We start from the raw sequence: 25,336 nt of genomic DNA on the forward strand, positions 1-25,336 counted from the left end.
GAGATAAAACCAGGATAGGTCATTTAGACTGAATCCTGTTCTTTTTTCCGGTTTTCCTTCTTTTTTTGTTCCGGTATATGTTGAGTCCCGTCAAGAACAACAGCAAAGGGACCTGACCTGAGACGAAGACCAATATCCTGCCGATGGTACCGGCCATTTCACCGATATGGATAGGGTAGAACTGCGTTGCCATTCGGTTGCTGTTGGGGTCCGTCCTAAAATCACTCACCACCGTAATATGACCATTGGCATCGAGTTCCACTTCTTTGGTCCTTCGAAGCCCTGAGGTTATGAACCGTTCCCTGATATATCGAAGCCTATAATGGTCCGTTCCATTCTTGGGAAAGTGGATGGCCCGTAAGGCGTAGGCTTCATTTGTTTTTGACAGATAATCCTGCAATCGTGGAGAATCCCCATGTGCCCATGGTCGTTGGCCTTCCAGGCCCGTATTGTCGCGTTTCCCATCAAAAAGGCCGAGGGCCGATTTGTAATAGGAGTTATAGGTAAAATAGGAACCACTGAGGGCCATGAGGAGCAAGGGTACCAAAAAATAGGCCCCAAAGGCCTTGTGCAAATCGAAATTGATTTTCTTTCTTTTTCCCTTCCATTTTATGGTAAAGCCCTCTTTCAAGTTGTTGCGATAGGATGTTGCCCAGATATAGATACCAGAGGTCAACAGGAACAAAAAGAAAATGATGGCACTGGTCCCCACAATGTATTTGCCATATGTTGGTATGCCCAAGGTCCGGTGAAGGACCAACAGGTTTTCAAAAAAGCGGATGGAAGCTGATTTTTTGCCGAGATAGGCATGGGTCTCGGGGTGGTAATAACTGGTCTTTCCATTATTGAACGTAATGGAGATCGTCTGTTGTTCCCGATAGGGGAGATATATGCTATTGATACTGTCCCCATGGATGGCAACCAAACTTGCCGTGGTTTCCATGATGGTCCTATCGTCCAGATTCCCAAAGTCCTCCACCTGGAGCAGGTCGGGATTGAGAAATGCGGAAAGTTCCGGTTGCCAGACATAGAAGGAGCCTGTGAGACCGGAAAATGAGGCGATAAGCCCACAGGTGAGGCCCAACCAAAGATGTATTTTCCGAATCGTTCTGTTCATAGTGGTCAGAAGGGTACCTGATGTTGTTTGAGAACGGTGCCAATGGGAACATCGACACCGCTTTCTTGTGGATTAGAACCTGTACAAAAGGCTCAATTTCGTATTGATGCCTTCCCCGGCTCCGGTAAAGGTGCGCAAGGGTGCTGCCCATTGCGACCTTGCGGGCAGGTAATATTCGTTCAACAGGTTATTGATGGCCAAGGAGACGGATATATTGGACTGCAATCGATAGGTCGCGGACCAATTGATCAAGGTATAGCCTTCCACTGGAAATTGGGTGTGCCTAAAGGTGTAATTGTCGTTGGCATCCAGATAGGGGTCAAACCTGTCCCTGTCCCCCAAATGGGTCATTCGTAGGGAGGTGCCCAATTTGTCCGTTGGTGCCCAATTGATATAGGCCGTCCACTTTGGGGCGGCAATGACATCACCTCCCAAGTAGACCAGATTGTTTTCATTGCCCCCATTATGGGTCACTCCTTCCACATAGGTGTACGAGGTGCCCAGTTGCCATTTGTTGTCCGAGGAAAAATAATCCAGGGCAACCTCCCCTCCATAGATATCCTGGGGTTGTTTTGAAGGGACAAACGAATTGATGTTCTCATCGAATACAACGCCAGTGCCCAAATTGGAGGTACTGTAGTAGCCCACAGCTTCAAATTTGATGTTCTGGAACTTGGACAGGAAGCCGAACTCATAATTTTTGGTCACTGCCGGTTCCAATTGGATCTCATTGATGTTGTCTGCCGTTGCGGACCGGAGTACCGAACCCAGATCGGCAATGGAGAATCCTTGGGAATAGCTCACATAGGGAATGAACTCTTGGTGTTTGATATAACGGAGACCCACATTGAAGGCCAGATTGTCAAAACCTATCTTACCACCTTCGACGGCCACTGATGGGTTGAAGTTGCCATCCCCTAGAGGGGAATAGGGAAGCGTATTGTAGTCCTCAATGTCCAAGTTCATGTCATCAAAACGAAGACCGGCCTTCACCACCCAGGTCCCATTGAACTTGGCAGTGGACTGAAGGTAAGGGGCCCAACTGAACATTTTGATGTTCGGCACCCAAAGCCTCCCGTCCAAAAGACCCTGATTGGTCTTGTCACGGAGCAGGTCCACACCATAGGTCAGGGAGACGTCCATTGTGGTGTTGACAGGGAAGGTCGTATTGAAATTGGGCCTCAGGCCATATTTTTCGGCATTGATGACGGATTGGCCACCATTTTCAAATTTATCGGAATAAAAAAAGATGTTTTCCGTGTTCTGGTAATATAGGTCCGCCGTAAAATCCGTGGTCCCCGAGAAAATTTGGGTCAAGTTATATTTTAGCTGCCCGTTCACAAGTGTCGATCCCGTGGGCTCCTGTCCCTCCACAGAACCCTCGACCCCGTACCCGGCCGTGAGGGTATAGTCCCCTTCCTCGTTAAAGACCTCGAACTCTGCCGGAACAGGTATGAATGGGGTGTCCTGGGCCGATTTGTATAGGTTACCGCCCAAAGTGATATTTTGGTTATCGGAAATCCGGTATTCCAACTTGGCCAGGGCACTGTAGATCTTCGTGTTGTCCAGACCATAAGTGGGCAAGATCTCAGTCCCGTCGGCATCATATTTGTTTCCGGTCTTTTCATAGCTCCCGCTGATATAGTACTTAAATCTGCCCAAATTGCCCTTGAGGGACTGGTACAGCCCAAAACCAAGGGCGTCATCTGTGGCCGCCAGGTTGGAAGTGCCCCAAACATTTGTGGTGCCCTCTATTTTTTCGGCAGCGTTCGGCTTTTTGGTGATATAGTTGATGAAGCCCCCATTGCCCCCATTACCAAAAATGGAGGTGGCCCCTTTGATGACCTCGACCCGGCTGATATCATTGGGACTTATTGATTTTATGCCCAACTGTCCATTCCGAAGTGGGGTGGACTGGGGAATCCCGTCGACCATAACCAAGAGTGAACGTCCCCGCAAAGTCTGTCCCCAATTGGAAAAGGTTCCGGTGGATACCGCAAGACCGGGTACCGTAAACTCCAATATTTCACTGATGTTCGAGGTGGAGTTTGAGAATTCCTGTAGTTTGACCTCGCCCACCACGGTCACGGAGGCCGGGATTTCTGAAAGGTATTCCGAGTTTCTGCTGGCCGATATGACGACCTCGTCCAGACTGTTCAGGTCTTCTGTCAATACCGCCGTGAATGGGATGGTCCCATCTTGTGAAAATGTTATTTGCTCCACACGTGTCCGATAGCCCAACATCCTGAAAGTCACCTCCCAGGTACCCTCTTTAATGGAAGTGAGTTCAAAGTTGCCATCAAGATCTGTAGTGGTTCCAATTTGTAAAGCTGGGATGAAGACTGTGGCCCCCATAAGGGGCTGGTTTTGTTCATCGGTCACTTTTCCGTTGAGATTCGACTGGGAAAATGCGCCAAAGGTGATTAGTAGTGCCGTAGCAAGCGTAATGAGTTTCATTAATTTGGATTTATTTAAAATAAGGGGCAAAAATAGGGTATAATGCGATAAACACAAATCTTATTTAGATTTAATACAAATAAAAATCAAGAAATGGTTTGCGAGGTAAACCGGTTGATCAGAAATTGCTATAAGATTTGAATTTCCTGATTCGTCATTTACTTGAACTTTGGTAACGCTCTCGGTTATCAATAGTTGTGCGCGTTGACAAGAAACTATATAAGTACACACGAAACTGAGAATCCACCAATATTTGGAGAGGTAGCCCTAAAATAAGCACCTAATTATAGCCTATATTGAACGGGTTATTCGTCAAACAATCCCGATTTTGCCAGCTGTCGGGCTATTTGATGCAAGTTATTGAGTAAAATTCGGCCTTCACGGTCAAAACCACGGGTACCGAAATACGCGATGACCAAATCACGGCTAGGTGAAATGTACAGTCCCTGTCCGCCACCTCCCTCTTTGAAAAAATCGCCATCGTTCATCACTACATCCCATTGATAAGTGGAATGTCTTGGAGGCTCACCGTCCACTAAATGTTCAGCTGTAATAGGATCATCATAAATGAACAGATCGATCGGGCCCGAATTTTTAATGATTTCAGGTCGGCCGCCTTGTTGTATTTTCCTAACGTAAGCTTCAGGTATAAAATCATAAGGGGAAATTCTACCCGACGGGGTGAACAACAGTCCAAATCGGGCATGATCCCTTAGGGTAGCACTAAGTCCTCCCATGTACATCCTATCGTTCGAATTCGGTAAAAACATCAGTGCATCCGATTCCGCACCCATTCTTTGCCAGATCCTTTCTTCAATCAGTTCAACGGCAGTCCTGTTTGTAATCCGCTCAATGACCCATCCCAGAACTTCGGTGTTGAGGGAGAAGTATTCATATATCCGTCCAGAAGGTCCTGTCTTTTTCATCGGAGCAAGTTGACCTGATGGTCCTCCTTTGGATTTATCATTACCGATCCAGCCATTCTCGTTAAAGAATAGTTGTGCAAAAAGATTGTCATCGATTCCCATTCCGGAACTCATGTCCAATACATCAATAATGGGAACCGCACCCCAATCCGTACCTTTCAGTTCTGTTAAATATGCTGATACTGGATTCTGGACATCTATCTTGCCCTCTATCTCCAATAGGGCAATGATGGTAGAAACATAGGGTTTGGTCACTGAAAAACTATGATGCTTGTAATAATCCATCATGTGGGGATATTCCTCGAACACGATTTTGCCTTTATGTAGAATGATCATGCCATCTACTAAGGGGCTCTTTATATATTCTTCCAAGGGTATCTCCCCTTCCATGGTTTTGGTGACGAATTTCCTCACATCCTCCCTTAAATGATAGTCCAATGGTCTGATGGAGCCTGATCGGCTAAGGACCTGGTGTGGCCAAAACTCGGACATATGGGAATTTATATAACGCGTGAAATCACCTCCTTTATTCGATTGTTGATGAATGTCAAAATCGGCATGGATGGCTTGTATCTCTTCCAAACTGTAGCCCTTAAATTCTTGGGAACACATGAAATGAGGCAAAAGAATTGTAAAAAGAATCAATAGTCTTGATTTCATGTGTCGTTCTTATAGTGACCACAACTTCTTTATACCAATGTAAAATATCGATACATCCAAAATGGATGGATATTGAAGTATTTGATTATCGTTTATACTAACTTTGACCTCAATTGTTGTGATGGTGCCTCTCTTTATGTTGTCTCAATAAATCTTTTCCATAATCATTTCCGTTTGGAGTTCTTACCACCGTATGTATGTGGTCTCTTGATGGCTTCCCATCATCGGCATTGGGTACGCCAACGACTCTTTGATGGTCAAATTCGATCAATACCACCGGACTATGGATCCGATAGTAAAAAACGGCATTCTCAGAGGTGTCTCCGACCCAAGAAAACCATGTATCATCAATATGTTCCAGCACCTCCCTCATTTTTACCTTATCATGCCCCTCTCGAATATTACTGATGTACAAATAAATCAACTCCAAAAGTTTTTGCCTTTGTTCATCTGAAAACTTTGAGACTGGAATACCTTCATAATTAAGGGTTAAATTATCTTTATTGGCTTCAGCCAAATTGTTGTTGCCAGTTTTGAACTTTGTAATGGTGGCTTTTTTCTGGTATTCTGGTTCTAAGGACTGCATCAGTGCCAATCCCATATTCTGTTCATCCTGAAAAATGGTATTTCCTTTGTACTTACCTGAAGTGGTAATTATTGGTTCACCACCCATAAATACAGGTGACATTACCACTTGGTCTCCCAATATAAAGTAGTTGATGACTAAATGATGTCCATCCAATTGCCATCCCCAAGGTTCAGTACTTGAAGGTTTTCCCATTATAGTCAAGAAATATAATTCTTCATCATAATCCAATGATCCATTATTGAGCTCTTTAAGCGTCTGGTCGGTCTTCATGATGTCCTTACTCAGTTGCAGCCCCTTTGCGCTTAACGATTCCTGTATTAAACCAAAGGCCTTTTTTTTCTGATCGTCGGTCAATTCTTTTAGGCTAACGCCCTGTCTGTCATAAATCCCATTGTCCACGTTGCACCATTTCCTCCATTCCTCGTCATCAACAGTAAATTTGGTGCGTTCTACTTGTGAAGCGGACAGGTTTCTTAAAAATATCTCAGCGGCTTGTTGAATCGGTAAAGTCGAAACACCAGTTGAACGAATTTGGAATAAATTGTTTGAATCACCCTCTTCTGAAAAGATTCCAATATATGGTTCTTTCAAGGCTTCCGCCTCCATTTTGGCAAAACGTTCTTTCACAGGATTTACTTCCCCAGGATTTTCATTTGTTTTGGCATTTTCGTGTTGAACCTCTTTATGCCTGCAACCAAAGACAGTCCATAGTATGAGCACTATGAGTATGTTTTTCATCTTTTATAGTTTTTAAGCCCTGTGAACTACTTAAATGTATGGAAAAAAAACAACACCTGATATTGCCTAATTGGAATATAACCGATTGTCTTTCATTGGAATCGGTTATTTGAACTTTGATAAATGCAGGAATTTCCTAGTAGTTAAAAATTGTGATTTTGTAATGGTGATGGTTCTCCCACCCCTATACGACTTGGATGATATGATGGAGTCTATAAAGTTTCGTGTTGGCAGGGGCCAAAAATTCACGCCATATTTTAGGGGGGTCCTTCCAATTCAATTCGAAACTTGAATATATTTTTCAATGTAGAATGCTTTATTAAAGAAACACACTCCATTTTAAAGCAAGGTTGATAAGAACTTCAATAGTTTGGATTTGATTTGTCAAAATTGTTCTTATTCTTAACGGTCCTATCAGTTTCCTTGAATAGTTTCCTTAATGAAGAGGAGCTGATAAATATACTTTCTCATATCCAATGAAGATATATTTCCAAAAGGATGGGAAATGGCTTTTTTATAAATGAATGGCCTTGCTGGCAATTATTTTCTAATCAATATTCCCTAAAGTTAAGCTTGCACTATTTTCTCGGACAAGGGACACATAAAGCCGTTGCTGATGTCACTATTTCCGTTTCCTTGCCACTCCAAAATTTTCCCTTGCGTTTGGCGGTCTGCCACTATTGTTCAATTTAAAACGCAAATCATGGAAAAACAAAACGTAGTGCAACTGGGTTTTGGCTTTGGACTGGAGCCAGCGAAAACAACAATTCCAAACTTAAGACCGAAGCTCTTTCAAAAAGGCCAAATCCGATTTTGTCCTTGACTTTATGGACCTATTGCAAAGTCCCATCATTGTGTATCCATCACAATGGCAGGATGCCGTGCCCAAACACCTTTTAAACAATATCACCATGGCCCGGATGTTGACCCAGATGCGTGGGGAACACATGGCCTCCTTGACCGAGGTTGTGGCCTATATGATGCCCAGGACCTTCGAATCTCCCATGGCCAGTGAATGAGTGAACATCTACACATGGTGTGGGCTCCAGTATGCCACGACCTTTCTCAAAACGGGACAGATTAAGGCCATGGAGGAACTGGCCCCCCAACAACTCTCCGAATATGAGATGGGTCTTTTGAAAAGGTTAAGGGTCTGGATCTATGAGAAACGGCGACAAACTATAAAGGAGAGGATGAAAACTTCAATGCCAAAGTTGAGCGGACCTTCCCCTAACAATCAGGGAGAGCTGTTCCAGAAAGACTAAAAAGAAACCAAGTTCTAGGATCATTGACCCATTACTATCGCAATAGTTGATGTGTTGGCATTTGGCCAATACGGAAGTCGTCCAAACGGATTTTTTGTGCGTCCTTCCTTTGCAAACCCTTCTTGGGGCTTTGCCTGGGAAGGCCGTAAATCCGTCCGTCCGCCCATCAAATTTTAAGGGGTCCTTAATAAAAGAAGCCCTGGTTGTTTTTCGGGGCATCGAAAAACAGGGCAGTGCCCAAGGACTTCCAATCAGGACACCATTGCCTGCAGTCGCTTAACTTCCCGTACGCTCCCTTGCCAATGGGTCGGATGGAATTCCTAAGGCCTTCATAGAACCTGTCAAGGCCAAGACAGGTTTTGTCCATAAATAGGGGTTCCACTTCCTTGAAAATCCCAGGATTTTACTACGTCGCGGAGCCTCCCCATTTCAGTCCAAAAGCCTTGACAGAACCCCCTTCTTTTATTGTGCTACGCACGTAAGAAGCAAACAAACGCCCCTTAAAATTTGGGAAACAAAGACCAAAAAATAGAGGGGAAAATTTTAACCCTGTTTGCTGATCTATCCATAAAGGAAGACGGCAGGCCTTTAAAACTTTTTATCATGAGTACATTGAGAAACAAAGTGCAGTTGATCGGAAATGTAGGGCAAGCCCCTACCATTACAGACCTTGACAAAGGCAAACGTGTGGCACGGTTTACTATGGCCACCAATGAACACTACAAGAACTCCGAAGGGGAACGCATCACCAACACCGAATGGCATACCGTGATCGGTTGGGGAAAACTCGCTGACATCATCGAAGGTTTTGTGACCAAGGGCAAAGAGGTTGCCGTAGAGGGAAAATTGACCTCCCGCTCCTATGAGGACAAAGAAGGGAACAAACGCTATGTGACCGAGATCGTGGCCAGTGAAATCCTTTTGTTGGGAGGTGCCAATGATTAAATGGGATAGGGGTAACCAAAGGGTTTCTTTGGTGCCCCTTCTTTAAATCCTTAATAGTGATGATCATGGAACAGCAAGTCAATGAAATACAGATCAGTTACAGGGAAAAACTCAGTACCCTGCAATCGAACTCCATTACCAATTCAAACGATGTGGCACAACTGCTCTTCAAAAATTGGGATGCCGAAACCATTGGATTGAACGAATGCTTTAAAATCCTTTTGCTCAACCAATCCAACAAGGTCAAAGGAATCTATCCCTTGTCCATTGGTGGGATTACGGGAACCTTGGTGGATATGCGCATCCTCTTTGCCATCGTTCTAAAAACCTTGTCCGTCGGAATCATTTTATCTCATAACCATCCGTCCGGGCAGTTGAAGGCAAGTGAAGCCGACAAACAGTTGACCAAAAAAATCCAACAGGCAGCCCAACTTTTTGATGTCAAGGTTCTGGACCATATCATCCTGGCACCCGATGGAAGTTATTATAGCTTTGCCGATCATGGTTTGATGTAAAGAACAGGGATTTGACAGCAATGCATTGGATGTCAAAATGTATCAAAACGACCCAATCATTATGATTGGGTTTTTCTATGTTCAAAAGCTTGAATTACATATCTTTAAGAACAGGTTGAAGTTTCAACCAAGTACGGCAATCCAATTTGATTTGACTTTCCTGAATTCCGTACCATTCGATTAGACTTTTAAATAAAATGCAACTGGTTTTTAAACCATGTTTTGCGATTCGTTTTTGTCCCTGCGGGACGAAAAGGAAGAGCAAGAGGATAGCGCGCAAGCGCGGCGCTATTGATTCATTTTCCTTCGGAAAAGCCCTGTTTATAAAGGTTTTTGGAATTTAAAGCAATTTGGGGTCAAGTGGTTTTTGATGAAAAAATGAGCTGGGCCCAGTAAAATCAAGGAATTTTTGGTGAAAAAATGGATAAAGGATACGAAAAAGAACGGTTTACAGCCCTGAAGGTCAAGGTTTCAGTGGCAAGGAAATTCAGGAGTTTTTCCAAACGACAAGGAAAGTCACAGACCATGACCTTGTTGGCCATGGTAGAGTTTTTTGACCACAATGGAATCTCCCCTGACGAAAGGATGTACGAAACTATTGCGAGCTTGAAATATTTGATCAAAAGACGTTTCAACTCCATGGTGGCCATCATGAGAAGCATCGAAAAAGAGCAGACCCTACCCACGGTAAGTATGATCCAAGCGCTCTTTCAACAAGAGTTGGAACCTGAAGGGGACCAAGAATGGGAAGGGGACTTTGAGTTTTATGAAAAGCAGCTCACGGAAATAATCAATCCTACTAACCCCGAGCTTCTGGATAATGAGACCACGGTGCCCAAGATCCGCTACGTCAGATTGGAGGAACGGATGGAAGAACTCAAGGAAGATTTCGCCTATGTGCTGGACCACATATCAGTGTCCCATAACCGTTTCGGCAAGGATCACCTCAAACTTGACCTCAATCCTGGGGCCATAGAAAAATACCGAACAAAACTCAAAAATATGTAAACAAATATATTGGAATTGTACACTAACAACCGGTTATTGATCATTGGGTTATTGTTTAGGGCCATCTATCCGAGCGTGCAAAAAAATAGGTTATGGTCACTTTAAAAAGGAGAAATGGGATTTAGGGACAAATAATAAAGGCTTACCGATTCAACTCACATTGACCATAAGCGACCATGCAATGGAAAAAACGGGTTCATTGCCATACCACGCTGTCTTTATCAGCCGTCTGTGCCCCCATCACCCGCAAGGTGCTGGCACATCCTTAACCGCGGTATGGCAACTATGCAACAAAGGTAATGAATGAACCCGGTTTGAAACATTGCTTGTTAGGGGCTATAGCCTATATTGTTCAATAGGTTAGAGATTTAAGTTGAACGGCATATGAAATTTAGGTTAAGACATGGCATTGACCAGTTTCATTAGGCAACTGTTTGGGTTTCTCGGTATCTTATAACAAAACACCCATGGAAAAAATAGTGTCCGTCTTTTGTTGCCTTTGTTTCATTTTGTCATGCACTGATAATGATGATGAAAACACCGTTCTTCTGGGAGACCAGGATTATTTGGTTTTTGGACATTTCTATGGGATGTGTGCAGGGGAAGGGTGTGTCGAAACATTCAAATTGACCGATTCGGAACTGTTTGAGGATACCGTGGATGATTATTCTGGCACTAACTTGAATTTCATTAAGTTGGAAAATGAAAAATTCGAACAGGTAAAAGACCTGATGGATTATTTTCCCCAAGAGCTTTTAAGTGAAAATGAAACCATACTGGGCTGTCCGGATTGTGCCGATGGTGGCGGTCTTTTTATCCAATATTACCATAACGGTTCATTGATGAGTTGGAGAATAGATCAAGGCAAAAGTCAGGTGCCAAATTATTTACACGGATTCATTGACGAGGTAAACCATAAAATACAGCTTATTAATAACTGAGTCTTGAATAAAACTTAGGGTAATGAAAATGGCATTTTGCTATTTGATAAGCTTTTCCAAATAAGCAACCTTCTCCTTTTCTGCTTGAAGAAGCCGCTCATAAAGTTTTTTGTTTTCTTCATAGGCCTCTACCAATTTATCAAGTGGATTGAAGGTGCAGTTATTAGGGTGGAATGTACCTTGACTATTTGTAAAACTATTATCGTAGAAATTGTTGAAGTAGTTTATTACCGACTCATCAGAAAAGTTTTTGATTGCTTCTGTAGTCACTCCCAAAGCCTTGGCAATTTCTTCCAATTTCACATCGTCCACCTTTTCACTGTTCTCGATATTGGAAACGGCCTGTTGGCTGATGCCCAGTTCTTCGGCAAGGGTCTCTTGCTTCATACCGCGAAGTTCCCTTATTCTACTGATTTTTCTGCCTATGTGATTGTTCTTGGTCTTTGTCTCCATATCTCAAATATAGGGTCTTTCCCACAATAATCCGATTGTAAAATTCAAATCTGGTCCAATAAAATACAAGTGCCCTTGGTGGGGTACTTGGGAATGTTGCCTTAATATGGTTTTCGATTCTCGAACCCTTTAAACCATAATCCCATGAAATATGACACAAACATACCGGAAAACTTTGAAAGAGCAGAAGAGCAGTCCGAATTGCTTGATAGCATCCTGAACATCATAACCATTGACAGTGCCTTTCTGTCCAAAAAACAGAACGAGGGCAATACCGAATATTATTTCCTTACCCTGTTTGTGGACGTAAACAATGACCCACTTCCCAATGAGATTCGTTCCCTAGTTGCCAAGAAAGGAAAGAAGCATCCCGATTTCAGGATAAGGGTCTATACAGAAACTCAATCGGAAACAGGCCTTGAAAGGGGATCGCTCTATTTCTTGGAACATTGCTGTCTGGGAGAAAATGTTTTCGCTCGTTTACAAGGAAGGAACATTATGGATTATTCTACAATGGCATATGATACCCTCATCAAAAGGGCCACCCGATATCATAGAATGGAATTGGGAAAAATAAATGCCTTTGCCAACACCGCGGACATATTGATAAAGGAAGGTGACTATGCCATCGCCACCTTCAATATGCACCAGGCCTTTGAGCTTTCGTTCCGATTCATCGAACAGATGTGCATTGGAAAAAGTATGGTGACCCACAGTATCATCAGCCATATCAACTATTGTAAACAGTTCTTTCCCACACTGCAACCCTTTTTGGAAGCGTCTGAATCCAACAACAATGAACTCTTGCTCCTATTGGAACATGCCTACAGTGTTGCCCGGTATGGCAATGAGTTTGAGATTGCCAAAACAGAGGCAAGAACCATTCAATCAAAAATGAAGGGTTTTATCCAAGAAGTGGAGTCCATATTCCATAAGCATTTGAATCAGTGCAAGAGCATTATTGATGGTAAGGAAAAGGTTTTTGAAAATGTATGCCCAAAAGTTATCGAGGAAGAAGAGAACAATAATGAAGCAGCAATACTAGGTCAATTGAAGGAACTGGAAAAAATGCATTTCCACGCCCTGAAACCCTATATCCCTGAAAAGGGATTGTACAGTGTCGAACTCATAACCGAGGGATATGGTGAGACCTCTTTTATAATCTCCAATATATTAAAGGTCTGTATCGTTGCATTGGAAAATGAATATATCCCTACTCGCAATGTTCCCCAACCCCACCGCAATATCAGTGAGGTTTTGGGATACATACTGGATTTGATCCCCCATGATGAAATGGAATTCTTGGACAAGGTCAGAAAACTGCTTTTGGAACAAAAGACAACCGTAACCCAATAAATCCATTCACATGAGATCAAAGAGGAAAAGGTTAAAGAACTTGGAAGAGATACAACAGCTCAGGAACAATCTTCCAGGGCAATTGGGAAACAATAGGTCATTGGATCCCAAAGGAAACAATGTGTCCTTTGAGGTCAGGGACAACAACCATCTTATGATGCTAATCAAAAGCCTCTTGGAGGTCTGTACATTTGCCCTTGATGGAGATGGGATGATGTTGTTTCCTGCCAACCAAAATGCCTCAAAGGAGGAGAGTGTCATCCAAGTATTGGAACTGATTTTGAGCATCATTCCCGATAGTCAAATGTACTTTTTGGATCAACTTGACGAGAAGCTATCGGAACTTGATGAAGGATGAAGGGGCATAAAAGAGAAAAACACAAAAATTGATAAAATTTTCAGTCTTCAATTCAACCCAAATAAGACCAAATTTCATCGAGCTTACAAATTCAGCCAAATTTTTCAAGATCAGGAAGGATTTCATGATGTTTAGCAAGTTATTAATGATTGGTCATATGGAAATTGGCCAAGCTTCATCAAGGTGATACCTCCCAGGGGTAATATGCTCCCATCCCTTTAAAATTGGGAATTCTGCGTTGTTTTGATCGATAGGTCATGCCAAAATCCAATGGTTGGGAGACCTTGATATTTTTCCCAAGGTGGGTCCCAACTTGGGAATTTTTATTTTTGGGGTTTAGGGGGTGGATTTTCTGAATTTTGGCCATTATTTTTTAATTCCACAAGCACAAATGAGTCCAAATACCATCAAATTATAGGAACCAAAAAAAACACCCACCTATGTACCAACTTGGGAAGTTTTTCCAAAAACCTTTTTGAGTTTTGTTCCCGAAAGTCAAATCATTGAAGGGGCCGTCAAATTGAAGGATCCCAAGGCGATGGCCCCTTTTTTAAAAACTAAAAATCTATGGGAGCGACCATTATCACAACGGAAGACCTAATGGAGTTCAAGTTTGAACTGCTGGAGGACATCAAAGAACTTTTACATAACAACAAGGGCCGATCTGAAAAGAAATGGCTCAAGTCCAACGAAGTCAGGGAACTTCTTGGGATATCGCCCGGAACCCTTCAAAATTTGAGGATCAATGGAACCCTGCCCTTTACCAAGATCGGTGGTGTGCTGTACTATGAATACCATGAGATCATGGAGGTCCTGGAAAAGAACAAGATCCATAAACGGATATAAATTTTGGAAGACATCAATTACATCAAACATCTCAATGGGGTCTTTGGGCAATTTGCCAAGGACGGCCGTTTAAACCCTACCCACATCAGCCTGTACATGGCCCTTTTCCAATTGTGGAACTATAAGCTGTTCCGGGAATCCTTCCATATCGACAGGGAAGAGGCCATGGACTTGGCCAAGATTGGTTCCAAATCCACCTATCACCGCTGTATCAAGGAACTGGAGCACTGGGGCTATATCCTCTATTCCCCGTCCCACAATCCGTTCAAGGGTAGCAAGGTCAAGATGTTCGATTTTGGGACAAGTGATGGACAAGCATTGGACCCAAGCCGTACCGATAATGGGACAAGCCCTGGACAAGCGGTGGTATCTAACAACAAACCTATTCAAACCTCAAAAAACTATTCAAACCCCATCAAACAAAAAAAAGACAAAAAATCAAGATCTAAAAACATTGGAAACAACGGAAAACAGTCATGCACCGTCCCAAATACGGACAACCTCCGAACCACCCATGACAAAAATTACAACGAACCACTTTGAATTACAATGCGCCACATATCATAACCGAAGGTGTTGTCCAATATGAATTGGGCAGTCTGAATGGACGTGAGATCGAATATGATTTTGGGAAAATATTGATCTATCTGGAGGCCAAGGGCAAGCTGATGTTCGGTAAGAGGTTCAAGATCTACAAAGAGGACAGGGACATCATCTATAAACTATGCCTTTACTTTATCAGGGACACGGCCCGATGTCGGCAACTGGACATTGATATCGACAAGGGAATCCTTCTGACCGGTCCAGTGGGATGTGGAAAGACCAGTTTGATGAGATTGATGAAACATATCGTGCCCCATAGACGCCCCTATGGTGTGATTCCCTGTAGAAACATTGTTTTTGGATTCAATCACATTGGGTATAAGGTCATTGGGGATTATGGGGATTCCCAATTCTTCTGTTTTGATGATTTGGGAGCTGAGCCTGATGGAATTCACTTTGGAAAGGGGTGTAATGTAATGGGTGAGATTTTACTTTCTCGCTATGAATTGCATGTTGACCACAAACTAAGGACACATGCGACGACCAACCTTAATGCCATTGAACTTGAGGAACGTTATGGTAGCCGTGTCCGGTCAAGATTGAGGGAACTATTCAATTTGGTCAGCTTTGATGGCAAGTGCAGGGACAAGCGAAAATAACCCAACGTTTTATTGACTTAATGCCCTTTATTTATTACTCACTAAGATGAAATTTGGTTAAGCAAGGTGATTTCTTCCCAAAATTAGGTGCCGGTCATTACTAGAGAACCAGGGCTGTTGACCTATAATAGACACATAATTAAACCCTTGCATAAATTAAAAATTCTTTTCATTTTGTAGGAATAATTCCTTTTGTTCATTATATTTGAATGTTCATTGTCACTGAACGATTAAAAATAATGAACACAAGATTATGTATCGAAATAACGATTTTATTTATGAAGCAGTAGCAAATCTGGAGAACCTTATCAATATACCGATTGATATTGAAACTTCAAGGGATAACTATGATGCTATTTTGAACATCAAAAACATGCAGTTTGTGGTAGAGGCAAAATCAGCTATGAGAACCTCTAATCAAGGATTGGTATTGTCACAGCTTGAAGAAATTAGAAATCGAAGCAATAAGCCAATAATATTAATTGCACAATATATATCTAAAGAAGCGGCAAATCACCTTAAGGAGAGGGGATTTAATTATATAGATATTGCAGGTAATGCTTTTGTTAAAAAGGGCGACCTAGTGATTTACATTGAAGGTCAGAAGAGAAGGACTGCTACCCTAACCAATCAATCTAGGGCCTTTCAAGAAGCTGGGGTTAAAATTATCTTCCATCTGTTAAGCGAACCCGAAAACTTACAGGATTCATATCGAACAATTGCACAAAAGGTAGGCGTGTCTCTGGGGTCTGTAAGTAATGTGATGGCAGAATTGGAAGAGCTAAACTATTTGATTAAAACCAATGAAAAAAGAGTACTTAAAAATAAGGAAGAACTTTTGGAAAGGTGGTTAGTGGAGTTTAATACCGTTTTAAAACCTCGAATTATAAGAAGCCGAATGAAGTTTATAGATACAGATATGGTTCAAAATTGGCGTCATACACTTTTAAACCAAACTGGTAGAGACATCCTTTGGGGTGGTGAGTCTGCGGGAGCTATCCTAACCGATAATTTAAGGCCGCAAGAATTTACCATCTATAGCAATCTGGAACTACCTGAAATAGCAAAAACATTGCGTTTAGTTCCTGATAAAACAGGTAATGTAGAAGTGCGCCAAAAGTTTTGGCAAAACAACAACTGGAATCAAAATACGGTACCGGCCTTATTGATTTATACCGATTTAATGAATAGTGGCTATGGTAGAAACGTGGAAATCGCTAACCAAGTATTTGAAAATGAGTTACAGCATATCCAGTAAAAAATTCAACCACCCGTTATTAAAGCCTATTCTTCAGGAATTAACCGACTATTTCAAGACATCGGGTATTTCCTTTTTTGTCATTGGGGCGACCGCTCGCGATATTATTATGGAGTTACACGATGAAAGTTCCGGACGGTTAACACACGATTTGGATATTGCCATCACCATCAATGATTGGGAGCAATACAAAACAGTTGAAGAAGGCATCACGCAACTACCTAATTTTACTAAAGACCCAGACCAAAAGCAGCGATTCCAATATTTGGGAAAGTTCGATTTAGATATCGTGCCTTTTGGTAATATAATGAAGGAAGACGACAAAATCTTTTGGCCACCAGACGAAGAGTTTGCCATGTCGGTACTTGGGTTTTCTGCCGTAAATGAGGCGTCTTTAAAGGTAAGTATTGATGAGGATATCAATATTCAAATTGCATCCTTGGCAGGTATAGGGCTCCTAAAAATAGGAGCTTGGAAAGACCGAAATCACAAAACTAATAAAGATGCGGATGATATCGCCTTCATCCTGCAAAACTATCTGGAAATCCATCGGGATGAATCGCTTGAACATTTTGAAGCAGTATACACCGAAGACCATACCATAGTTAAAGGTGGAGCAGTCTTATTGGGGATTCATATTAATCACTTATTAGAAAACTATCCAGAGGCTAAACAAAGTATTAAGGAGGTGCTTTCAAGTGAAGTGGTCAAAAAAGAAGAAAGCAAACTCATCAATCAAATATTAGAAACTCATAAAGCTTTAAGCTACGATGAGGTTTTTAAAAGTATAGAAAACATAAACAACCAAATAAAAATATAGTCAATCAATGGAAACAGAAATAAAAGAAAAAAAGGAAAGTACCGTATTAGAGGATAACCAATTACTCTGTGTACTGACCAACCAAGCAAAAAAAATAAGTGCAAAAGAATCCAACTTGCAATCGGTAATACTGATGCTCAATGAAGAATATGGGTTTGATTTAGACGATATGGAGCGTGATTTCACTATTGTTTATACCGACCCTGAAACAGACAAGTCCAAAAAGCAAAAGTTGGAATTGGTGGTGTTTGCCAAAGGCAAGGAGCATTTACAGGAGAATATTATCCGTATGGTGGTAGTACAGGATGATAAGGTGAAAGTAACCGATAAGAAAAAAGGGCTTACGGCAACATTGGAAAACGCCATGGGAGCAGCCGATGATTGTGAGTTTGGTTTATGGGCAAATGGTTCAAGCTATCACTTTCTACAAAAAGAGGAAGACAGTATTGGTTTGGATTTCCAATTCACAGATTTGTCGGATTTTCCTGGTGAAGGAGAAACCCTAGAAGATTTAGACCGCAACGACCGTTCTTACAGTAGAAAACCCGCCAACGATTCTTTAATCAAGGTATTTAAGCGTTCACATGATTACATTTATGGTAATGAAGGACGTAAAAAAGACGCATTCTGGCAACTCTTAAACTTGATTTTCTGTAAGCTGTATGATGAAAAACGCAGGTTTATACCAACTGATGATAATATCAGTTACCGTCGCAAATTCTGGGTTGGTGTTAAGGAGCAAAATACAGATTCAGGTCGTGAAGCAGTCGCCAAACGTATTAAAGGCTTATTTGATGAATTAAAAAAAGATGAGGTCTTTTCTGAAGTATTTCAAGGTAATGAGTCTATTGATTTAACCAATAAAGGATTAGCCTTTATCGCTGGTGAACTGGCAAAATACTCATTTTTGGATGCTTCTGTCGATGTTAAGGGTATGGCCTACGAAACCATTGTAAGTAATACTTTAAAACAAGAAGCTGGTCAGTTTTTTACACCACGTAATATTATTAAGGCAATGGTGGAAATGCTTGACCCTAAAGAAAACCACCGGGTGCTGGACCCTGCTTGTGGTTCGGGTGGATTTTTAGTAATGGTATTAGACCACGTGCGTAAGCAAATCACCCAAGAGTTATTTCCAGACTTGTCAGGTCCTTTGTTAGAGGCAAAATACAACAGTCCACAAGTAAATGAACTGGTAAGACAATATGCCGAAAATAACATCTTTGGTTTTGACTTCGACCCTGATTTGAAGAAAGCGGCACGTATGAATATGGTGATGGCAGGTGATGGTCATGCCAATATTTTTCACGTCAATTCCTTAGCATACCCAAACTGGGAACATCCATCCGAAATTGAAAAAATCGAAGCAAGTATCAAAAGAAGCCTATTGGCGATGGATGATGGAAGTAATACCTATGGCTATGATGCACGCGAAAAGTTTGATATGGTATTTACCAACCCACCATTCGGCGCTAAAGTAAAAGTAGATGCCAGCATTATTTATAAAGAAGATGGTTCCTTGCGTTACGAGTTAGGGGCTTACAGCAATGCACCAGAAGTATTGTTTATAGAAGCCTGCTACAACTTTCTAAAACCAGGTGGTAAAATGGCGATTGTATTGCCGGATGGTATTTTGGGTAATCCAAATACACAAAGCGTTCGGGAGTGGATACTCGATAAATTTAAAATTCTCGCATCTGTTGATTTGGCGGTAGAGGCTTTTTTGCCACAAGTGGGTGTACAAGCATCCTTATTGTTTTTAGAACGAAAAAGCGATTTACAGCGCCAATTGGCTCAAGATAAAGATGAAGACTACGATGTCTTCATGGCAATTGCCGAAAAACTAGGTAAAGACAGGCGTGGCAATCCTATTTATTTGCGTGATGATGATGGTGCAGAACTAGTTTTTGGGGTAGAAAAGGAATACTTGGTACAAAAAAAGGATGGTAGTTCACCACAGGTAAAAGCAAGAGTGGAAAAAGTAAAAAAACTGGATGATGATTTACCGAAGATTTCTGAAGCATATAATAAATTTCTTAACAAGCTCTAATGATGAAAAGCGGTCAAATTAGTATATCAAGATTCAATGAAGGACTTACCGTATTCAAGCCTGATTATTATTTAAATAGGGGTAAAAAAGTGATATCAGATTTATTAGATAAAGGTATTACTAATTCAAGTCTAGTCGATTTGACAGATAAATTATACCAAGGTGGAATTTTCAAAAGAGTATTTGTTGAAAATACTGATTATGCACATCAATATATTACTGCTAGTGATATGGTAAAAGCCCAACCCCTTGATAATGCTAAAAATATTTCAGTGAAATACACACCTTGGGTTGATGAAATGACTTTAAGAGATAAACAAATATTAATGAGTTGTGCCGGAACTGTTGGAAATACTACTTTGGTAAATGATAGTTTTTCTGGGTGCATTGGCTCTCAAGAAATAATTAGAATTGAAACTAGCCAAATACCTTTTGGATTTTTATATGCGTATTTAAGCGCACCAATTGTAAATGAGTATATCCAATCCATGATTTACGGTGCTGTAGTTCCAAGAATTTCACCTGAAGAATTAGGACGGTTACCAGTTTTACTTCCAGAAGAAAACAAACAACAACAAATTCATAATCTTATTGTTGAGGCTTCAAAGCTTCGTGTAGAAGCTAATAAGTTGTTGAAAGAGTCTCATAGAATATTTGATCAAAATTTAAATTTTAAACCAAGACAGGCACTATACATGAAAAAGAACGTCAAGGACATATTGGGCAACTACCACAATCGACTTGACAGCTCTTTTTACCTGAATATTAATAATGCTGATGAAGAGTTGTCAAAAGCCCGCTATAAGTCGATCGAGTTAGGGGAGTTGGTGTTAAGAAAAATGTTCACAGCTCAAAGAGGCAGGAGAAATTATGTGGGCTCAAATGGAATTAGATTCTTGTCAACCACAAATGTATCAGAATCAAACCCATTGTTGATCAACAAGTTTTTAAGTAGAAGCACAAAAGGTTTAGAGACATTAATTGTTAATAAAAAGTGGATATTGGTATCAAGTTCCGGTCAGGAGATATTGGGTTCTGCCTTCCTAGTTGATGATACATATGCTAAAAGTGCAGTCAATCAACACTCGATACGTGTGATTATTGATGAAACCCTTATATCTCCTTATTACGTTTATGGGTATTTGTCCACACCAAAAATCAAAAATTATATTCGCTCTGGAATATATGGATCCGCAGTTTTAACTATAGATGAACATTTCCTGAAGAGTCTAAAAATTCCAATATTGAATGATAAAATGGAAGAGATATCAAAACTTGTGGAATCTTATTCTAACAAATTTGAAACAGCTTGTTTTATGGAAAAGGAAGCAATCACCCTAATAGAAAACGAAATAGAACAATGGCAAGAATCATAAAACCACCTTATTTCGAGACTGTTGTTAATGCAGGTGAACAACGTTTAATAGATTTTCTGGAAGTCAATCTTCCAGATAGTTTTACGTTGATTCCTAATATTGAACTGGCAGCGACTAACCCACGTAACAACCAAACCCAATATTGGGAGTACGACCTAATTGTGGTTACACCACACGCCATCTACAACATAGAAAATAAAGATTGGAAAGGACGTATAGAAGGCGATGATAACTATTGGTATGTTAACGACCGCCAAAAACCCAATCCACTAAAAACAGGGCGTATTAAAACGGCCATTTTAGCTTCAAAGCTCAAAGAGTTCGATTACGAGTTAGGGAAAGCCTATATAGTCAATATGGTGACTTTGTCGTATCCCAATGGTATAGAACCTTATATTGTTCAAGAAGCAGGTAAAGTGAGTTTTCAATTAGAAAAACGCTTAATCAATTTTATTGCAAATCCTGCAAGTGATAAGTACGAAAACACCATTGTTGATATACATGATAAAATAGTAGATTATTTAGTTGGGCGTTTCAGTGAAAAGAAAACCGAAGATAAAAAGGAACTCTATAGCCACGAGATTCTGGAAATCGTAGACCAAGAAAACTATTATACAGAGTATCTGGCAAAACCAAAAGGGGTCACCTCATCCATTCGTAAACGTATTAAAGAATATACGCTTCAGGTAAAAGGTTTATCACCGGAAGAGCTCAAACAACGGGAACTCAAGATTAAGAATGGTTTTAAGGCATTAGAGCATATCAAGAGTAATCCCTTTATTACTAATGTTCAATATGAATTAGATGAAGAAAACCATCTCTTTTATGAAATCACAGATTTCCTAGAGGAAGATTCCTTACGCAACAAAGCAAAAACAAGCGAATTTACCTTTACAGAAAAGATAGATATTTTAAAGAATATCGCGTCAGCGTTAAAAGCAGCACACGAGCATAATGTATTCCACCGTGATATTAATCCGGATAATATCTATTACAGGGGTGGTTATGCGATGCTAGGTAATTTCGGTAAAGCATATTTTACTTATCACAATGAAGAAGGCTATACCGTTCAAGCTACCATTAATGAGCAAAATGCCACACCATACCACGCATTGGAATTAACGGTTGGAGAAACTTCTAGAGCCTCCGATTTATATTCCTTTGGTATTCTAACCTATTGGTTATTTGTAGGAGAAGAACCAATAAAATCGCCTTACGAATTGAACAACCTAAATGGGAGATTACCAGAAAAAAAATGGCCATCTAAAGTAAAACAAACCTTACCAAGTTGGATTGATGATATCTGTAATAAAACCATTTTGGTTGATGAGTTTCAGCGTATTGATAGCGTAGAGGAATTAGAAGCCATCATTAAAAAAGGAACATCCTTAGAAGTTGAAAGTACAATTAAAAAAGAAACACAAGACTCTAAAAAAGAAGATACAGATGTTTCCGAAAAAGAGTTGGATGAAATAAATGAAGGGGACCGTATAGGGGACTACACCATCTACAACGAACTGGGTAAAGGAGGCTATTCCAAAGTGTTTAGGGTAAAGCATTCCATTCAAGGCACGGAATATGCCATGAAGCTCTTTAATACCAGTGTGAATGATGCATCTGTAAAAGATGAATATGCAGCATTAAGTAAGTTAAGTCACCCTAATATTGTACGATTTGTTTGGAATGGGACAACACCATCAGGGCAATTTTACACCTTAACCGAATTATTGGATGGCGATAATTTAAGTACTTATGTACGCACCGATGCCAGATTACCAATGTATAGAGTTTATCAGCTTGCAACAGATATACTGTCAGCTTTGGTTTCTATGCAGTCGCAAAATCCACCAATGTACCATCGTGATATTAAGCCCCAAAACATTATTTGGGACTGCCAAGAACGTTTTATGTTAATTGATTTTAATGTAGCCTCTTTTGCGGAGGACAATACAGATTTTGTAGGAACCAATCCATATCTCGCACCAGATTTAGTAACTGATAGCAATAATGTCAATTGGGATACATCAGCAGATGTATTTTCATTAGGTGTCACCTTATTCCAATTGGTTTGCAAACAATACCCATGGACACCAAGTAAGATGCCAATTATGTCTAAAACGGCAAATAACCCAAAGCAGTTAAACGAAGCTATTTCTCAAAACTTTGCAGACTTACTATCCAAAGCCATCAGTACCAAAAAGGAGGAACGTTTTGGGTCAGCCAAAGAAATGCTGGATGCTCTAGAGGCTATTGGCGAAGATAATTTGTTGGCAGAGAAAGAAGATACTGGTACAGAACTGCCAAATACAGAACGATTATATCATACTGAAATCACAATTTATCAACCAGGTTGTAATATCAAGTTGGCAGATAACATGCAACGGTTTGTAGTGCTTAAAGATACGATTGATGAAGCCTTGAGTAAGTTTAAGGATAACCTGAAAAAATATAAATCGTCTATAAAACTTGATGAAAAAATAAAAGTAAACATCAAGGTGGATAGTGAATCAATTGTAAGCGAGACATTTTGGAATGGTGGAGCAAAAACCTTTACTGACGGAAATGTGGAAAGGGTCTATCAAAGTTTAATTGAAACTGTTGAGAAAAATAAGGACAAAATAAAGCGTTTTAAAATAGATGTAGAAGGCCTTAACATTGTAGAATACATCAATTCGCTTTACAGTCAGTCTAAACAAGGAAACTTCGGAACTAGGGCTAGTCAAACGGCTAATCAGTTTGATAAATTAACGTATTCACCATCATTATTGGATCAAAAATTAATTCCTGATATCCTAGACGACAGATACAAGTTACTAATCATTACAGGTAACGCAGGTGATGGTAAAACAGCATTTATTAAAGAGATTGAACAGAACCAGGCGGTGAAGAATTTGGAAAGCTTTCAACATAAAAATGGAGCTCGTTTCCAGATAAAAGGAACACCTTACGAAAGCAATTATGATGGGTCGCAAGACCAAGAGGATAATGCCAATAATGATGTTTTGGAAACCTTTTTTGAACCTTTTGAAAATATTAGGGATTTCAGTCGAGCCAAAGAGGGGCGCATTATTGCTATTAATGAAGGGCGTTTGGTGGATTTCCTAATGACCTCATCAAAACATCAAGACCTTTATGAGTTAATAGACCAATATTTCTATAACGAAGGTCATTTTAAGTTGCCCGAGGGAGTCATGATTATCAATCTTAACCTGCGCTCTGTGGTGGCAAACACTGAAAATGGTGGGAGCTTATTCAGAAAGCAAGTAAAGAAACTGACCAATAAAGCACTATGGACAAAATGTGAAGGCTGTTCACTAGCGAATAAATGTTTCATTAAATACAACGTAGAATCCTTAAACGATTCAGCAGCGGGTGATGAAGTGATCACCAGAATGGAGTGGCTCTTACGTACCGTAAGTTTAAAACGAGAATTGCACATTACCATGCGTGACTTGCGTTCTTTCATAGCTTTTACCTTAACCAGAGACCATGAATGTGAAGACATCAATAAGTTATATGAAGCAGCAGCTGGTAAACCTGAAAGCTATTGGCAATACTATTATTTTAATATTACCAATCCTGCTTTGGGTGATTCAGGCAACCAAGACAGATTGATTAAGTTGTTAAGGGAAACAGATATTGGAGAAGTACCAATTCCGGAAACCGATAGAAACTTATTTTTTGATAAGCATCAACCAAAGGAATTTATTGAGTTTTCAGAACGGGAAATAGACTTAATAGATATCTTCAATAAGGTAAAGGATGATGAATTACGTTTGCCGGTTCACGAAAAGACTAGTGAAATTCTAGAGCGCATAAGAAGCGTTCAAAAATCCTATATCAGACACCATTATTACGAAGGAAAATCCACTTTAATAAGGAGTGAAAATCAAAAAGGGAAAGGGATGCCATCATTCATGTTAAGGCTACCATACCATTCGGTTTTCAAATTTGTACAATTGCTTCATGATAAGAGCACAGGCAAAGAAACCATACAAAGTATTTCCAGAGCCATAGCCCTGAATGAGGGTTGTGATAACACCAATATTGACCAAAATAGTTTGGTCTTGGCAGCTACAGAGGTAACAGACCCATATAGCAAATCCTTTAGACTGTTTAATCTCAATGATTTCGAGTTAAAGGTGAACAACACAGAGCACTTGGTAAAATATCTGGAATACGAGCCAGATAGTTTCATGTTCAAGCATAAAACAGAGTCACAAATCAAGTTAACCATATCCCTGGATTTATACGAAATGCTGTATTTCATTCAACAAGGGTTTAGTCCCTCACTAAATGATATTCGAGGAAAATTTGTAGAGCTAATTATTTTCAAAAACCTACTCAAGAACTTAAACTATAGTGAAGTGGTTGTAACAAGAGACGATGCAGACTATTTCAGCATCAAAAAGGACAATCAAAATAGAATAGTAATCGAACCAATAAACTTTTAAGT

The 25,336-nt window shown here is 40.4% G+C and carries 22 protein-coding genes; 16 read left to right on the forward strand and 6 right to left on the reverse strand.

What is annotated here, in order from left to right:
• Nucleotides 1–19 precede the first annotated feature (19 nt).
• From ABNE31_RS04690 to ABNE31_RS04705, 4 genes are all read right to left on the reverse strand, one after another.
• The gene (locus ABNE31_RS04690; protein ID WP_349352547.1) at nt 20–1,117 is read right to left on the reverse strand and encodes a PepSY-associated TM helix domain-containing protein; all 1,098 of its coding nucleotides are present in this window, start codon (nt 1,115–1,117) and stop codon (nt 20–22) included.
• Between the two features lie 72 nt (nt 1,118–1,189).
• On the reverse strand, nt 1,190–3,574 hold the full coding sequence (locus ABNE31_RS04695) for a TonB-dependent receptor (RefSeq protein ID WP_349352548.1): 2,385 nt from the start codon (nt 3,572–3,574) through the stop codon (nt 1,190–1,192).
• 305 nt (nt 3,575–3,879) lie between these two features.
• Nucleotides 3,880–5,160: a serine hydrolase gene (locus ABNE31_RS04700; RefSeq protein WP_349352549.1), complete on the reverse strand. Its 1,281-nt coding sequence runs from the start codon at nt 5,158–5,160 to the stop codon at nt 3,880–3,882.
• A 109-nt stretch (nt 5,161–5,269) separates the two neighbouring features.
• The gene (locus ABNE31_RS04705; protein WP_349352550.1) at nt 5,270–6,487 is read right to left on the reverse strand and encodes a DUF3500 domain-containing protein; all 1,218 of its coding nucleotides are present in this window, start codon (nt 6,485–6,487) and stop codon (nt 5,270–5,272) included.
• A gap of 827 nt (nt 6,488–7,314) precedes the next feature.
• On the opposite strand from ABNE31_RS04705, the gene ABNE31_RS04710 reads away from it, so the two are divergent.
• Both ABNE31_RS04710 and ABNE31_RS04715 read left to right on the forward strand, forming a co-directional pair.
• Nucleotides 7,315–7,506: a hypothetical protein gene (locus tag ABNE31_RS04710; RefSeq protein WP_090293185.1), complete on the forward strand. Its 192-nt coding sequence runs from the start codon at nt 7,315–7,317 to the stop codon at nt 7,504–7,506.
• Complete coding sequence (locus tag ABNE31_RS04715) at nt 7,507–7,752, forward strand: hypothetical protein (RefSeq protein ID WP_090293188.1); 246 nt, start codon at nt 7,507–7,509, stop codon at nt 7,750–7,752.
• 184 nt (nt 7,753–7,936) lie between these two features.
• Here the strand turns inward: ABNE31_RS04715 and ABNE31_RS04720 are convergent, their stop codons facing one another.
• Nucleotides 7,937–8,119 (reverse strand): hypothetical protein, encoded by a 183-nt coding sequence (locus ABNE31_RS04720; protein ID WP_349352551.1) that lies wholly within the window; start codon nt 8,117–8,119, stop codon nt 7,937–7,939.
• 236 nt (nt 8,120–8,355) lie between these two features.
• Here ABNE31_RS04720 and ssb point away from each other — a divergent pair, with 236 nt between their 5' ends.
• From ssb to ABNE31_RS04740, 4 genes are all read left to right on the forward strand, one after another.
• Nucleotides 8,356–8,697: a single-stranded DNA-binding protein gene (gene ssb / locus ABNE31_RS04725; RefSeq protein ID WP_349352552.1), complete on the forward strand. Its 342-nt coding sequence runs from the start codon at nt 8,356–8,358 to the stop codon at nt 8,695–8,697.
• A gap of 65 nt (nt 8,698–8,762) precedes the next feature.
• A complete protein-coding gene (locus ABNE31_RS04730) occupies nt 8,763–9,212 on the forward strand; it encodes a JAB domain-containing protein (protein ID WP_349352553.1) in 450 nt (149 codons plus the stop codon).
• A 420-nt stretch (nt 9,213–9,632) separates the two neighbouring features.
• Nucleotides 9,633–10,220, forward strand: a complete 588-nt coding sequence (locus ABNE31_RS04735) for a BfmA/BtgA family mobilization protein (RefSeq protein ID WP_349352554.1) — start codon at nt 9,633–9,635, stop codon at nt 10,218–10,220.
• A gap of 467 nt (nt 10,221–10,687) precedes the next feature.
• Nucleotides 10,688–11,161 carry a hypothetical protein gene (locus ABNE31_RS04740; protein WP_349352555.1) on the forward strand — a complete coding sequence of 158 codons (474 nt, stop codon included), beginning with the start codon at nt 10,688–10,690 and terminating at the stop codon, nt 11,159–11,161.
• A gap of 39 nt (nt 11,162–11,200) precedes the next feature.
• Here the strand turns inward: ABNE31_RS04740 and ABNE31_RS04745 are convergent, their stop codons facing one another.
• Nucleotides 11,201–11,614, reverse strand: coding sequence for a helix-turn-helix transcriptional regulator (locus ABNE31_RS04745; protein WP_349352556.1), 414 nt, complete (start codon nt 11,612–11,614; stop codon nt 11,201–11,203).
• 144 nt (nt 11,615–11,758) lie between these two features.
• Here ABNE31_RS04745 and ABNE31_RS04750 point away from each other — a divergent pair, with 144 nt between their 5' ends.
• The 10 genes from ABNE31_RS04750 to ABNE31_RS04795 all read left to right on the forward strand — a co-directional run bounded on the left by ABNE31_RS04750 (nt 11,759) and on the right by ABNE31_RS04795 (nt 25,334).
• Complete coding sequence (locus ABNE31_RS04750) at nt 11,759–12,970, forward strand: HEPN domain-containing protein (protein WP_349352557.1); 1,212 nt, start codon at nt 11,759–11,761, stop codon at nt 12,968–12,970.
• Nucleotides 12,971–12,980: 10 nt separating this feature from the next.
• Entirely contained in the window at nt 12,981–13,328 is a 348-nt protein-coding gene (locus tag ABNE31_RS04755; protein ID WP_349352558.1) for a hypothetical protein, read from the forward strand.
• Nucleotides 13,329–13,895: 567 nt separating this feature from the next.
• Nucleotides 13,896–14,174, forward strand: a complete 279-nt coding sequence (locus ABNE31_RS04760) for a helix-turn-helix domain-containing protein (RefSeq protein ID WP_349352559.1) — start codon at nt 13,896–13,898, stop codon at nt 14,172–14,174.
• 3 nt (nt 14,175–14,177) lie between these two features.
• Nucleotides 14,178–14,717 (forward strand): hypothetical protein, encoded by a 540-nt coding sequence (locus ABNE31_RS04765; protein WP_349352560.1) that lies wholly within the window; start codon nt 14,178–14,180, stop codon nt 14,715–14,717.
• A complete protein-coding gene (locus ABNE31_RS04770) occupies nt 14,714–15,376 on the forward strand; it encodes an ATPase (RefSeq protein WP_349352561.1) in 663 nt (220 codons plus the stop codon). Before ABNE31_RS04765 ends, ABNE31_RS04770 begins: the two co-directional genes overlap by 4 nt.
• Before the next feature lie 253 nt (nt 15,377–15,629).
• On the forward strand, nt 15,630–16,634 hold the full coding sequence (locus tag ABNE31_RS04775; RefSeq protein ID WP_349352562.1) for a type IV toxin-antitoxin system AbiEi family antitoxin: 1,005 nt from the start codon (nt 15,630–15,632) through the stop codon (nt 16,632–16,634).
• On the forward strand, nt 16,612–17,454 hold the full coding sequence (locus ABNE31_RS04780) for a nucleotidyl transferase AbiEii/AbiGii toxin family protein (protein WP_349353025.1): 843 nt from the start codon (nt 16,612–16,614) through the stop codon (nt 17,452–17,454). The genes ABNE31_RS04775 and ABNE31_RS04780 overlap by 23 nt, the downstream gene beginning before the upstream one ends.
• Before the next feature lie 7 nt (nt 17,455–17,461).
• On the forward strand, nt 17,462–19,504 hold the full coding sequence (locus tag ABNE31_RS04785; RefSeq protein ID WP_349352563.1) for an N-6 DNA methylase: 2,043 nt from the start codon (nt 17,462–17,464) through the stop codon (nt 19,502–19,504).
• A complete protein-coding gene (locus ABNE31_RS04790; protein ID WP_349352564.1) occupies nt 19,504–20,880 on the forward strand; it encodes a restriction endonuclease subunit S in 1,377 nt (458 codons plus the stop codon). Before ABNE31_RS04785 ends, ABNE31_RS04790 begins: the two co-directional genes overlap by 1 nt.
• Nucleotides 20,865–25,334 (forward strand): protein kinase, encoded by a 4,470-nt coding sequence (locus ABNE31_RS04795; RefSeq protein ID WP_349352565.1) that lies wholly within the window; start codon nt 20,865–20,867, stop codon nt 25,332–25,334. Before ABNE31_RS04790 ends, ABNE31_RS04795 begins: the two co-directional genes overlap by 16 nt.
• Nucleotides 25,335–25,336 lie beyond the last annotated feature (2 nt).

The sequence above is a fragment of the Flagellimonas sp. MMG031 genome (genome assembly GCF_040112705.1).
Lineage (GTDB): Bacteria > Bacteroidota > Bacteroidia > Flavobacteriales > Flavobacteriaceae > Flagellimonas.

Bases quoted from the DNA above. Each gene is read 5' to 3' on its own strand.
- ABNE31_RS04795 (WP_349352565.1), top strand. From the start codon at position 20,865: ATGGCAAGAATCATAAAACCACCTTATTTCGAGACTGTTGTTAATGCA.
- ABNE31_RS04750 (WP_349352557.1), top strand. From the start codon at position 11,759: ATGAAATATGACACAAACATACCGGAAAACTTTGAAAGAGCAGAAGAG.
- ABNE31_RS04710 (WP_090293185.1), top strand. From the start codon at position 7,315: ATGGACCTATTGCAAAGTCCCATCATTGTGTATCCATCACAATGGCAG.
- ABNE31_RS04785 (WP_349352563.1), top strand. From the start codon at position 17,462: ATGGAAACAGAAATAAAAGAAAAAAAGGAAAGTACCGTATTAGAGGAT.
- ABNE31_RS04755 (WP_349352558.1), top strand. From the start codon at position 12,981: ATGAGATCAAAGAGGAAAAGGTTAAAGAACTTGGAAGAGATACAACAG.
- ABNE31_RS04695 (WP_349352548.1), bottom strand. From the start codon at position 3,574: ATGAAACTCATTACGCTTGCTACGGCACTACTAATCACCTTTGGCGCA.
- ABNE31_RS04745 (WP_349352556.1), bottom strand. From the start codon at position 11,614: ATGGAGACAAAGACCAAGAACAATCACATAGGCAGAAAAATCAGTAGA.
- ssb (WP_349352552.1), top strand. From the start codon at position 8,356: ATGAGTACATTGAGAAACAAAGTGCAGTTGATCGGAAATGTAGGGCAA.
- ABNE31_RS04735 (WP_349352554.1), top strand. From the start codon at position 9,633: ATGGATAAAGGATACGAAAAAGAACGGTTTACAGCCCTGAAGGTCAAG.
- ABNE31_RS04780 (WP_349353025.1), top strand. From the start codon at position 16,612: ATGAGTTACAGCATATCCAGTAAAAAATTCAACCACCCGTTATTAAAG.
- ABNE31_RS04775 (WP_349352562.1), top strand. From the start codon at position 15,630: ATGTATCGAAATAACGATTTTATTTATGAAGCAGTAGCAAATCTGGAG.
- ABNE31_RS04705 (WP_349352550.1), bottom strand. From the start codon at position 6,487: ATGAAAAACATACTCATAGTGCTCATACTATGGACTGTCTTTGGTTGC.
- ABNE31_RS04740 (WP_349352555.1), top strand. From the start codon at position 10,688: ATGGAAAAAATAGTGTCCGTCTTTTGTTGCCTTTGTTTCATTTTGTCA.
- ABNE31_RS04790 (WP_349352564.1), top strand. From the start codon at position 19,504: ATGATGAAAAGCGGTCAAATTAGTATATCAAGATTCAATGAAGGACTT.
- ABNE31_RS04700 (WP_349352549.1), bottom strand. From the start codon at position 5,160: ATGAAATCAAGACTATTGATTCTTTTTACAATTCTTTTGCCTCATTTC.
- ABNE31_RS04690 (WP_349352547.1), bottom strand. From the start codon at position 1,117: ATGAACAGAACGATTCGGAAAATACATCTTTGGTTGGGCCTCACCTGT.
- ABNE31_RS04760 (WP_349352559.1), top strand. From the start codon at position 13,896: ATGGGAGCGACCATTATCACAACGGAAGACCTAATGGAGTTCAAGTTT.
- ABNE31_RS04720 (WP_349352551.1), bottom strand. From the start codon at position 8,119: ATGGACAAAACCTGTCTTGGCCTTGACAGGTTCTATGAAGGCCTTAGG.
- ABNE31_RS04730 (WP_349352553.1), top strand. From the start codon at position 8,763: ATGGAACAGCAAGTCAATGAAATACAGATCAGTTACAGGGAAAAACTC.